The organism is Clostridium kluyveri, from assembly GCF_001902295.1.
GTDB lineage: Bacteria > Bacillota > Clostridia > Clostridiales > Clostridiaceae > Clostridium_B > Clostridium_B kluyveri_B.
On the sequence record NZ_CP018335.1, the window covers coordinates 467,284 to 478,907 of the forward strand.

13 protein-coding genes are annotated in these 11,624 nt (G+C 28.3%); 11 read left to right on the forward strand and 2 right to left on the reverse strand.

The genetic code is table 11. The features are described 5' to 3' along the window. Positions 1-124: 124 nt before the first annotated feature. From BS101_RS02615 to BS101_RS02645, 7 genes are all read left to right on the forward strand, one after another. Complete coding sequence (locus BS101_RS02615) at positions 125-379, forward strand: hypothetical protein (RefSeq protein WP_073537406.1); 255 nt, start codon at positions 125-127, stop codon at positions 377-379. A 156-nt stretch (positions 380-535) separates the two neighbouring features. Further along, positions 536-1,072: a hypothetical protein gene (locus BS101_RS02620; protein ID WP_198039554.1), complete on the forward strand. Its 537-nt coding sequence runs from the start codon at positions 536-538 to the stop codon at positions 1,070-1,072. A gap of 5 nt (positions 1,073-1,077) precedes the next feature. Beyond that, positions 1,078-2,313: a D-glucuronyl C5-epimerase family protein gene (locus tag BS101_RS02625; protein WP_073537408.1), complete on the forward strand. Its 1,236-nt coding sequence runs from the start codon at positions 1,078-1,080 to the stop codon at positions 2,311-2,313. Positions 2,314-2,393: 80 nt separating this feature from the next. Beyond that, on the forward strand, positions 2,394-2,768 hold the full coding sequence (locus BS101_RS02630) for a BlaI/MecI/CopY family transcriptional regulator (RefSeq protein WP_073537409.1): 375 nt from the start codon (positions 2,394-2,396) through the stop codon (positions 2,766-2,768). Positions 2,769-2,787: 19 nt separating this feature from the next. Then, the gene (locus BS101_RS02635) at positions 2,788-4,836 is read left to right on the forward strand and encodes a M56 family metallopeptidase (protein ID WP_156875989.1); all 2,049 of its coding nucleotides are present in this window, start codon (positions 2,788-2,790) and stop codon (positions 4,834-4,836) included. A 58-nt stretch (positions 4,837-4,894) separates the two neighbouring features. Continuing rightward, on the forward strand, positions 4,895-5,884 hold the full coding sequence (locus BS101_RS02640) for a cell wall-binding repeat-containing protein (RefSeq protein WP_073537410.1): 990 nt from the start codon (positions 4,895-4,897) through the stop codon (positions 5,882-5,884). Between the two features lie 257 nt (positions 5,885-6,141). Continuing rightward, the gene (locus BS101_RS02645; protein WP_073537411.1) at positions 6,142-8,298 is read left to right on the forward strand and encodes an EAL domain-containing protein; all 2,157 of its coding nucleotides are present in this window, start codon (positions 6,142-6,144) and stop codon (positions 8,296-8,298) included. A gap of 119 nt (positions 8,299-8,417) precedes the next feature. On the opposite strand, the gene BS101_RS02650 is transcribed toward BS101_RS02645, so the two are convergent. Next, positions 8,418-8,996: a cyclase family protein gene (locus BS101_RS02650; protein WP_073537412.1), complete on the reverse strand. Its 579-nt coding sequence runs from the start codon at positions 8,994-8,996 to the stop codon at positions 8,418-8,420. A 161-nt stretch (positions 8,997-9,157) separates the two neighbouring features. On the opposite strand from BS101_RS02650, the gene BS101_RS02655 reads away from it, so the two are divergent. The 4 genes from BS101_RS02655 to BS101_RS02670 all read left to right on the forward strand — a co-directional run bounded on the left by BS101_RS02655 (position 9,158) and on the right by BS101_RS02670 (position 10,702). Continuing rightward, a complete protein-coding gene (locus BS101_RS02655) occupies positions 9,158-9,655 on the forward strand; it encodes a MarR family transcriptional regulator (protein ID WP_073537413.1) in 498 nt (165 codons plus the stop codon). 38 nt (positions 9,656-9,693) lie between these two features. After that, positions 9,694-9,894, forward strand: a complete 201-nt coding sequence (locus tag BS101_RS02660; RefSeq protein WP_073537414.1) for a hypothetical protein — start codon at positions 9,694-9,696, stop codon at positions 9,892-9,894. 206 nt (positions 9,895-10,100) lie between these two features. Then, positions 10,101-10,355 carry a hypothetical protein gene (locus tag BS101_RS02665; protein WP_242951377.1) on the forward strand — a complete coding sequence of 85 codons (255 nt, stop codon included), beginning with the start codon at positions 10,101-10,103 and terminating at the stop codon, positions 10,353-10,355. An 83-nt stretch (positions 10,356-10,438) separates the two neighbouring features. Further along, positions 10,439-10,702, forward strand: a complete 264-nt coding sequence (locus BS101_RS02670; protein ID WP_083585625.1) for a hypothetical protein — start codon at positions 10,439-10,441, stop codon at positions 10,700-10,702. A 605-nt stretch (positions 10,703-11,307) separates the two neighbouring features. Here the strand turns inward: BS101_RS02670 and BS101_RS02675 are convergent. Beyond that, the gene (locus tag BS101_RS02675; protein ID WP_073537415.1) at positions 11,308-11,502 is read right to left on the reverse strand and encodes a hypothetical protein; all 195 of its coding nucleotides are present in this window, start codon (positions 11,500-11,502) and stop codon (positions 11,308-11,310) included. Positions 11,503-11,624 lie beyond the last annotated feature (122 nt).

Here is an 11,624-nt window from a genome sequence, read left to right on the forward strand (position 1 = left end):
ATAGAAGAAAAAATACCAGCTGAAGTTTTAGAAGAATTTGATGAATTATATTTAGAACAATTACTTTTAGGTTTATCATGGCAAATAGAATATTAATGGATATTGAAAGTGGTAGGTGATAATTTTGAACAAAGTATCAAAAATTGAAGTGCACAAGTTAAAAAAATTATCAAAAGAGTTTAATAAAACAGCTTCAGAATTAAGTAAAATCTTTTATAGATATAATGCTGAAACAAATAAAATATTACCTTTGATGGATGATAACTTTTGCAGAGTTTATATGAGATGCAGAGAAAATATGGAAGAACTTATAAAATCATATAGAGAAGATTCAATACAGGCACATAAGTTAGCAAAAGAGATTGAAATGGAGCGTTAGACTTTAATTTTGTTGTAAAAACTGATTTCAAATCAGATAAACAAAGGAGAGATCAATGCAAATAGAAGATATTGAGTATCGTAGCAAAGATCATCATTTCCGATTGCAGATGATGTCCTCAATTTACAGAATTCACTTAAAAATCAAACAGCAAGTTTGACAGAATTCAATGATTCATTTAATTCATATTGTAATGGTGTAAGAGATATGGAAGAAAATATATGCTCAGTATTTTCAAAAATATCAGGAATAATTGTAAGAATATCTGAATTTAGGGGTGTTCCTATTATTTCAGAAAATGGACAAGTAGATAAGAATAAAGTAATGCAGGTAATGTTAAAGAATCTAGGAGAGTTAACAGCAGAAGAAAAGCAAATACTAGAATATGCAAAAATTGTTTTAGGAGAAGACGAATATAAGAAAATAAAAGAAACTATATTTACGTATGAAGAAGCACGGAAATACATTAATTGTACTACTTTGGGAATGGTCGTGGGGCTTAAGACATATTTTCCAAATGAGATATCTAATTTGCCTAAACAAATAACTTATGAAAAAGATGGATATATTTATACTTATGTTTTAACAGAAAATTCTCCACTTACGTTTAATGGAGTAGAATTTCCTGATGATGATATAATAACAAAAGATGGTGGAGTGATTAGCAATAAATTATATCCAGAAATGAGGTGATGTTAATGAAAAATAATAAAATTAATAATAGAATTATAATAGTAATACTTACTGTAATAATATTAACTATTATAAATGTATATTTTAAAAATAGCAGATTACCATCTGCTATAAATGTTTATACATCAATTAATAATGATCCAGAAACTATATTAAATTACTCTAAATATAAACATTCAGTAGGAGGCTATAAAGAAGCTATTGAAGGATATGAGGCTGTTATAAATAACCCTTTATCAAGTAAATCTTTGAAATTGAAAGCACAGGCATATCTTATATTATCACAGCACGGACAAGCATTAGAGCCAATTGAAACAATTAAATACTTAGAAGATAGCAAGGCTAAGAGTAATGAATTTAAAAAAACAGGATATGTATTTTTAGATAGGGTTGATTACACAACTACAGATGATTATTTTAATGCCAGTAAAGAAACTTGTTATCATGAAAGTGAGTTTACTCATCTTGATGAAAATGGCTTACCTATGGTTAAATATAGTGCTTATAATGGGGGAGATGGAAATTTTCATTATAATCCTGTAACAATAGCACAATTTTCTTTGACTGCATTTGGCAGATATAAAAATGGAACCGGTACCAGGAAACAGTTTATAGATTCAATTGATAAATTATTATCCCTGCAGAGTCCTTCAGGTGCCATGAGACTTGATTTTAATTTCAAGCATTATGTAAATAGTGATATCTATAAACCAGGCTGGGTATCATCATTAGCTCAAGGACAGGCTATAAGTGTCTTTGTACGGGCCTATCAGGTAACAGGTGATAATAAATATTTAAATGCCGCAGATAAAGCTTATATGTTTATGTGTATTCCAGTAAATGAAGGCGGCACCAAAGATACTAGTGGGGATTTAGATGGAACCGATAATGTATTTTTTCAAGAATATATTACTACACCAAAATCATATACTTTAAATGGCTTTATATTTACTATTATAGGTATTTATGATTTATCTCAAACTAAAGATAGTATATATAAAGGAGATGCTCATAAGATGTTTGTTAATTGTAATGATACACTTCTAAAAGTTATACATAAATACGATTTAGGCTGTATGACAGCTTATGATGCAGCATATATTATAAAAAAGGATCAGTATCCTAACATGAATATACAATACCATGCAACTCATATAGAACTTGTAGATGCCATGTATTCTATAACTAATAATCCCATATATAAATACTATAATTTAATGTGGAAATCCTATGTTGTTTGAGGTATAATTATTGACTTGTATTGTTTAAGGGTGTAATATTAAATTATAAATTACATTTGTAAACAGAAAGGAGAATATTTTTGAGGAAAGTAGTTGCAATCTCTGATGCGGAACTAGAAATTATGAAAATAATATGGAAAAGCCCTAATATAACAGCAAATAAAATTATTGAAAAACTTAAAGGTAAAACTGAATGGAAACCTAATACCATAAAAACATTAATAAATAGATTACTTAATAAAGGGGCTATTGATTTTCAGAAGGAAGGAAAAGAATACTACTATTATAACTTGATTAATGAAGAGGAGTACAAAATTTCAGAGAGTAAGTCTTTTTTAAATAAAATATTTAATGGATCCTTGAATTTGATGTTACTGAACTTTATAAAAACTAAGAACCTGTCAGAAAAAGATATTGAAGAATTGAAAAAAATTTTAAATAATGCCCATAAATAAATGATGATGAGGTTTGCATATGGTGGATATAGTAAAAATACTATTTTTAATGTCACTGCAGGGAAGCTTTTTAGTTGTATTTATACTTTTAATAAAATTAATTTTAAGAGAAAGACTTAATGTCAAATTTCACTACTTTATATGGTTTCTGTTAGTAATAAAACTTATCATCCCTTATGGCCCCGAGAGCAATTTCAGCATATTTAACATATTTAATTCTGTAGTGGATATAAGGACTACTGGGTTAAATCCTGTTTTTAAAATTAATAAAAATAACTTTACCATATCAGATACTAAACAGGCAGAGCTTATAAAAAACACTGGAACTACAGAAAAACCTAAAAATACTATAAACCCAAATAGTATACCTGAATCAGATAAAAAAAATGATTATAAATTTATATTTATATGTATATGGATTCTAGGCATTATGATCATGAGTATATTTATATTATATGGAACTATAAAGATTAGGCTTATTAAAAAATTATCTACTTACCAGCAATCATCTAATATTAATAAAATTTTAGATGATTGTTTAGACATAATGGGTATTAAAAAAAAAGTAAATTTAGTATATACCTATAAAATAAACAATCCGTGTATATATGGGGTTATCAAGCCTTCAATTTTTATACCTATAAAGATTTTGGAAAGTATTTCAGAAGATGAATTTAAGTATATTTTATTACATGAGGTTTCTCATTTTAAAAGAAAAGATACTTTAGTAAATTGGATATTGATAATACTGAATATTATATACTGGTATAATCCTGTGATATGGTATGGATTTTATAAGATGAGGCAGGATTGTGAAATTGCATGTGATAACTGTGCCCTGAAGTATTTAGAATATGGGGAAAATATAAAGTATGGAAGTGCAATTATAAAATTGATACAGCTAACTAATGAATCACAGATTTTAATTGGTACTACCTCAATAGTTAGCAGCAAGTCTGAAATAAAAAAGAGAATTATTATGATATCAAAACATAAAAAAACATCATGGAAAGGCATATTATTTGGGATTATAGTTATTATAGGTGTGGGAATAGTTGGATTGACATCATCTAGTTTAAAAGTAAGTGCCCTGGATAACCATAAGATCACATTTACAAATAAAACTTTGGAAAAGGCCTTAAGAGAGAAAATGAATAAACCGGAGGGAGATATATTAAAAAGCGATGTATTAAAGATAGATGAACTCAACCTATCATATAAAGAAAAAGAACTTAAATCTTTAGATGGTATTGAGAATTTAACCAACTTGAAGAGTTTAAATTTAACATTTAGTTACGCAGTTGATATATCACCTTTAAAAGATCTAACAAAACTCCACTATCTAAACCTTTCAAGAAATTATTTTATATTGAATAAAGACATATCTTTCTTGAAAAATTTAGTGAACCTGGAAAGGCTGGATTTGTCATCGGATGGAATAGAAGATTTAACTCCATTAAAAAATATGAAAAATTTAAGGGTATTGAATTTATATTCTAATGAAATTACGGATTTAAACCCTATTAAAGACTTGAATCAGCTTAAAGAAATTAATTTAAGTGGTGGTTCGAGGGATGGATATAACCATATAAAAGATATTTCTATATTAAAGGATTTTAAAGATCTTCATAATCTAAATATTTCATTTAATGATGTTACCAAATCAGTTGTTGATGATTTGCAGAAAGCTCTTCCAGATTGCAATGTGAAATGTAAACAATTAGGAGAATTAGATTATCCCAGATTTATAACCTGCCAGGGATGGACCGGAGATGAAAAATATTGGAATGATAACACTGAAAATAATTCATTTCATGCAGAATTCAATCCATTTAGTGGAGTTGATATAAGAGAGATAGCTTACAGTACAGAGCCTTATACTATAAAGCTCAATTCAAATATTGTAAGTGGAAAATTGACTGTAAGAGTCTATTATGATGGAAAAAAACTCTTTGAAAAAGAGAATCCTGAAGGTGAAACTGTAAATATTCCATATACATCTAAAGGAGTATATATTGAAAGTGTGGGAGAAGGAGCAAAGGGTAATTTTAAATTTGAATTGAAGTAGTTGATGCATTGTTATTAATTTTTGTGCCTTTGGCACAGTGAAGGGAATGATAAATTTTATGAAAAATAAAAAATTATTAGCTTTGGTTTTAATTGTGTCCTTGTCTACGTCCCCATTAATCTTATTAAAATGTAATAGGGCATATGCATATTCCACTTCTAATGGAATTCAAAATGTAGTAAGGATTGGAGGAACTAACAGGTTTGATACATCATCTAAAATAGCTGAGCATGGATGGAAGCAGTCAGACAATGTGGTATTAGTAGGTGCACAGAGTGATATTGATTTTGCAGATGCTTTGGCAGGGACACCTCTGGCATATTCTTTAAATGCACCTATATTACTTACCAATATAATTAGCACTCCTGATGAAATTAATGATGAGATAAGTAAATTAAAAGCTAAGAATATATATATATTAGGAGGGACTGGGACAGTATCTCAAGCACAGGAAAATATTTTTAAATCAGAAGGATATGCTGTCACTAGGATAGCTGGAGCCACAAGATATGACACAGCCATAAAAATAGCAGATGAATTAAACAATAAATCTAAATTATCAGTAGTGAGTCAATCTTTAGAAGATGAAGTTAAAAATATGGGGGATACTATTGACATATCTAAATTAGGTGATAGAGACCAAGTAATAAAAGATGGTAATGTAGTTATGATTTCAACAATAGATTCTCAAGATAAGGAAAATAAAAATGAGGTCTATAATACAAAAAATCTTGATCAATTTATTAGGAATTTCAACAATTTTAAAGAAGATAAAGTAAGAATAATTAAGTATGTGAAACAAGGAAACCAGATATGGATTAATAAATTAGCGGATATAAAATATGATGGCAAAAATCTAATTTATGTAACTTATGACATCTATAGTGGAGCAAATATTGTCACAGACTCAACTTCAGCCTCATTTACTAAAATAGTGAAAACATGTTCAAATAATAATGTCAGATATATTTTACTTGAAAATGAAGATACAAAAGAAGATATGGGAGTAACTGTACTTAGCTTCTCATCTAATAGTATAAAAATTTAAAAATAAATGGTTCACAGGATACAATTTCTACTATAGATGAATCAAAACTTAAGTTGATTGCAGATATTATTATAAATTCGCTAGTTAACTTGGAAGTTTTAAATTATTGAGGTAAAATAACTGCTGCCCCCAAAATACTTATGAACTAAACAATATTTATTTCTAGGAGAAATAAGTATATAATATAGAAAATTGGAATTATATTGTGTAGATTTTGGTAACATATGTTAAACAAATCCACAAGGGGGTATAAGTTCATGATAAATTATAGTAAAATAGTGGGTATATTTTCTAGAGTCGATGAAGATTTAGGTAACAGTTCTCTGCTGGTTTCAGTGAGAAAAGGACTTACATATATGATTCCATTATTGTTAATTGGTTCTATAGCATTAGTTTTCTTAAGTTTGCCCATTCCTGCATATCAAAATATGATGAAAGAAATTTTTGGTGATGAATGGAAGAATGTTTTTTTGTATATTCGTGATGGTACGTTTAACATATTATCCCTTATTATGGTGCTGTGTATTAGTTATTCTTATATTATAGAACTTAAAGAAAAATATAATCATAATGTTAGTCCAATTATTGGATGTCTGGTATCATTATCTTCTTTTATCGTTGTTTTAGGAATCAGTAAAGATAATTTTTCTATAAAAAATTTTGGAGTGATAGGTATTTTTATTGCCATAATAGTGGCGATTACTTCTTCTATGGTTTTTTTAAAACTCAGCTCCCTTGATTTTTTAAAAATAAATGCTTTTACGGATGGAGCCAGTTCTACTTTTAACTATGCTTCTAATTCTATTTATCCTGCTGCAATTACAATAGCAGTTTTTGCAATTTTAAATCAGATATTGATAAGTGTTTTTGGCATATCAGACATACAGAATTTTATATCCAATTTTTTTAGTGAAATATTTTTTAAAATAAAATCTCCATTTTGGAGTGGTATATTATTTATATTTCTTATTCATATTTTGTGGTTTTTTGGCATGCATGGCAGTAATATTCTTGAACCGGTAGCTCAAAGTATATTTATACCTGCCCTTGCGAAAAATCAGACATTAGTTAGTTTAGGCCAAAGGCCTACAAACATATTTACTAAAACTTTTTTCGATACTTTTATTCTGATGGGGGGATGTGGTACAGTTTTATGCCTGGTATGTGCTATTTTAATTGCAGGAAAATATAAGAACCATCGAAGACTTGCAAGGTTATCATCTATTCCTATAATTTTTAATATTAATGAACTTATTGTATTTGGTCTTCCCATAGTATTAAATCCAGTTTATCTTATTCCATTTTTATTTACACCAATAATATTAACTATAACTTCTTATTTAGCCGTATATTCTGGTTTGGTACCCTACACAATAACTACTGTTGAATGGACAACTCCTATTTTTTTAAGTGGATATGTTGCAACTAATTCCATAAAAGGTAGTATACTGCAAGTATTTAATTTAACCTTAGGAATTTTGTGTTATATACCTTTTGTTAAGTTGGCAGAAAGTGTTTCTTATATAAGAATGATAAATAGTTTTAGAAGGGTATGTACTGTATTTAAAGAAAATGAAGAAAAGGGAATAGTCAGTACGTTGATTTCAAGAAACGATGATACGGGAAATATATCAAGATTTTTAACAGCTGATTTGGAGTATGCCCTTAAAAATAATAAAGTCACGTTATTCTATCAACCACAAGTGGACTATAAAGGGGATATTTTTGGGGTAGAAGCTCTGCTCAGGTGGAAACATGATATATACGGATACATTTATCCTCCTTTAGTTATTGTATTGGCATCAGAAGGGCATCTCATGGATAAACTTAGCTATTGGATATTAAATAGAGTCTGTAGTGATTTAAGTAAAATGAATAAGCTTGGATTTCCAAATATCATAGTATCTATAAATATGTCTGTAGTCCAATTAGAAAACGATTATTTTGTTAATAATCTTGAAAAAAGTATTAAAAAGCATAAAATAGCACAAGACAAGCTTGAAATTGAAATAACAGAGCAAATTGCATTGAGGAGTAGTAAAGATATTCGAGATAGAATTATGGCTATGAAGAAATTGGGAGTACGATTGGCCATGGATGATTTTGGTATGGGACATAGCTCTTTGATGTATCTTAAAGAATATGAATTTGATACCATAAAGCTGGATGGCTCTTTGGTTCGGGAAATTTTATATAATAATAATTGCAGGGATATTATTCAGTCTATTGTATCCTTGGGGAAATCATTAAATTATTCAGTAATAGCGGAATATGTGGAAGAAGAAGAGCAGCGGGATATACTTTATGAACTTGGATGTCATAGATATCAAGGATATTTATACAGTAAACCTCTTAATTATGATGAGCTAATAGAATATTTACTAGACAAATGTGAAAGTAAATTCTGTGGGTAAGTGGGATAAAGTTCAGGTTTTGTTATTTTCTATATAGTGGATAAAAAAGCCATGTGTAAGGGGAAATAAATTCTCCCTATATGCATGGCTTTTGTCTACAGAAATTTAAAATATATTTACTATACTTCTGCTATTACCCGGCAAGGAAGTCCGGAAAACCCGCTCATATTTACAGGGAAAGTATATACTGTAAAGAAATTAGAGATCATTTCCTCTAATAATAAGTCTAAATTGCTTAAATTTTCAATAATAAATATTCCGCTATCTGCACAGTATTGATCTGCCCTAGGATGATTTTTAGGTTTTTTAATTCCAGCCATGTCTACTCCTATAAAGCTTACTTTTTTGTCAATGAGGTAATCAATCAATTTATCAGATAGTTCTATATATGTGGAAAAGTATTCTTTTCTACCATATCCATACTTTTTTAGTATTCCTGAATGAAATATTACAAAATCATTTTGTTGTATGCTGCTTAAATCTAGATCTTCTACATTTACTTCTGAAGCTTTTATATTACTTATATCAAATATCTTTCCTTTAGTAAGGATGTTTTCTATGGAAAATTCCTTGTCCATAACATCAAAATGTGTTCCTATATGCCCTGCTTTTTCTAAGCCTGAATTTATCTGACCTATTGAGGCTAACATAGTATCTAGCATCTTTTTTTCTATTTTAAAGCTTAAATCAATTTTCATTTTAAACTCCTCCATAAAATTTTATTTTCCCAGGAAATAATAATATAATAACACAATATCATTTCCTTGTAAACTATTTTTTTGAATATTTATATAGGATTATTACTAATACTATGGTATAATTATTTCCTAGGATAATAATTTTGAAGGAGTTTTTAATTATGGAAATAGATAATGAAAAAATACAAATAAAATTGATATTAAATAGAATGACAAATCTATGGGACTATATAACTAATTTCACTGAAATTCATGAGAAGGCTTTGAAAGAATCATTAATTAAATACCATTATGAAGATATACTTAATAAAAATTTAATGCTTTCTGAATTTCATGTCATAGATTGTATAGGAAAAAATCAGCTGCCTAATGCAACTTTTATATCAAAAGAATTAGATATGACTAAGGGAGCAATATCTAAAATAGCTGCTAAATTAATAAAAAAGGGTTTTATAAAGGGAAATCGTTTAGAGAATAATAAAAAAGAAATTTATTATAGCTTAACATCTAAGGGAAAAATAGTTTTTCAGATACATGAGGAGCTTCATGAGATAAAGAATAGAAAATTTATAAATATGTTGAATAAATATAATAAAGAAGAATTGAACACAATTAATAATTTTTTAGATGATTGTATAAATAGTTTGTTCCAAGAATAACAATGTAATACTACAGGCTTTTCTAAAGCAGAAATTTTATGTATAATCATGGAAATGTTGTGGTAGGGGTTCTAATATTGTTTGCTTTTGTAGGAAGACTTTATATTTTAGAACTTCGCCTGCTAATGGAACTTAGATTAAACTTTGCTAGTATATTAAATGGGACGAAAAGTGAAAGAAGAGTCACTTCATACTACTTTACAAGAATTTTAAAGTATGATAAAATGAAAAATGTATAAATATACTTAATTGTTTAAATTTATATTAAAAAGATATCAATCATTTTATGGCCATCTATATTTAAAAAATAAGTATTTGATTTTTCGAGTACTTATTTTTGCTTTTGAAATAGTTATCAACAGTGTGTTGTTGATAATGTGGACAACTAATATAAGAAATTGAAAAGTCAATAGAAGTTATTGCAGAAAAAGCTGAACAAGGGGCTATGTCAGCTAATGAAATTAGCAATAAAGCAATTGAATTAAAAAGTAATTCTGTAGAACTCCAAGCTGATGCAGATAAAACTCGTACAGATATTAGAAAAACTATGGATGAAGCTTTGAAAAAAATCAAAGAAGTAGAGAAAATAAAGGTTTTATCAGATGCTATTTTAAATAGTACTCTAGAATATAGTGTCTCCTTTGAAATAATGTTAAAAGTAAGTACCCTTTATTTAAGGGGTTTATTTTTTATTTTATAAGAATTAACATGGTGTTAATTATATATTTTTCCAGAGGATTAGATAATATTTTGTTGAATTATAATTTTAAGGAGGTGACAACTTTGGTTTATTTAATAACATATGAGCTTCGTAAAGAAGATAAGGATTATGATTACCTTTATGAAAAAATTAAGTCATTAGGTGAGTGGCAGCGTCCTTTAGAATCTACCTGGTTTTTGGATTCAGAATTACCAATCCCTGAAATAAAAGGAGAATTAGAAAATTTTATGGACGGTGGAGATAAGCTATTTATTTCTAAAATTACAGAGGATTATGACGGATGTTTAATTGGAAGTATGTGGTTATGGTTATCCAGTCATGTGTAGGGTTATACTAATTTTGATATCTTATCAAGTGATTCTTAGGTTCAGGTGGAGTTTGCTGTAGGGACTGCTTATCTCCATCTGAACCTTATTAACAGTATTCTTAGTGTCTTTAGCACTTAGAATACGTTATCCTTTAGGGGAAGAACTTATCCAGGCGCATAGCAGTGCTTATTTTTATTCTGTTCACACAATAATGAAATTTGTTACAAATAGTTAATCATTATGCCATTAAGTTGTAACAAATACCACATATAATAATAAGTGTCCTAAGGAGATGACCTTAGAGGAAATAGAAATTAATGTGTGTTTACATATATAAGAAAAGTAATGGTAATTACCAGACTGGTGTCTGTAGTTGCAGGGCACTATAAATTCAAATGCAACTGCCAGAGTTTAGTATATTAAATTAAGCTCCTTAAAAAATAATGTTGTTAAAAATAAGTACCTGTCATTTGGGGTGCTTATTTTTGTCAAATAAAACCCTTAACTGAGGACCAGAGATTCCGTGAATAGCTTCCATTAAAATGATAAAAATAACCTTCAATTACTTTATAAGGTTATTTATACTTTGAAGAACTAATTTAGCATTGAAAATGGAAGCCCATTTAGTAGTTCTGTTGCCCTGTATGTTCACCTTCCGATTTAGTTATAACTTGCTCTTTATAAGATTTCTTATTTAATTTTGTTTCTTCTGATTTAACTTTTAACATATTTTGCTTTATAACATAATTTATTTCAATGCCTATAACCATTGCCACAACTGATTTATGCACATAATGATAACTAGTACCATTTTTCATTAATATATAGTGTTTACATTTTTTCTTCTCACCAGTATTTACAATATCAGTACCGTCAATGGCACATACAGTGTACCCATCAATAGTCCCTTTGCTAAAAGTTTTATTTTTAACTAATACAG

Excerpts from the sequence above, each read along its gene's own strand:
- BS101_RS02625 (WP_073537408.1), top strand. The coding sequence starts at position 1,078 with ATGAAAAATAATAAAATTAATAATAGAATTATAATAGTAATACTTACT.
- BS101_RS02665 (WP_242951377.1), top strand. The coding sequence starts at position 10,101 with ATGTCAGCTAATGAAATTAGCAATAAAGCAATTGAATTAAAAAGTAAT.
- BS101_RS02645 (WP_073537411.1), top strand. The coding sequence starts at position 6,142 with ATGATAAATTATAGTAAAATAGTGGGTATATTTTCTAGAGTCGATGAA.
- BS101_RS02635 (WP_156875989.1), top strand. The coding sequence starts at position 2,788 with ATGGTGGATATAGTAAAAATACTATTTTTAATGTCACTGCAGGGAAGC.
- BS101_RS02650 (WP_073537412.1), bottom strand. The coding sequence starts at position 8,996 with ATGAAAATTGATTTAAGCTTTAAAATAGAAAAAAAGATGCTAGATACT.
- BS101_RS02660 (WP_073537414.1), top strand. The coding sequence starts at position 9,694 with ATGTATAATCATGGAAATGTTGTGGTAGGGGTTCTAATATTGTTTGCT.
- BS101_RS02675 (WP_073537415.1), bottom strand. The coding sequence starts at position 11,502 with ATGAAAAATGGTACTAGTTATCATTATGTGCATAAATCAGTTGTGGCA.
- BS101_RS02655 (WP_073537413.1), top strand. The coding sequence starts at position 9,158 with ATGGAAATAGATAATGAAAAAATACAAATAAAATTGATATTAAATAGA.
- BS101_RS02640 (WP_073537410.1), top strand. The coding sequence starts at position 4,895 with ATGAAAAATAAAAAATTATTAGCTTTGGTTTTAATTGTGTCCTTGTCT.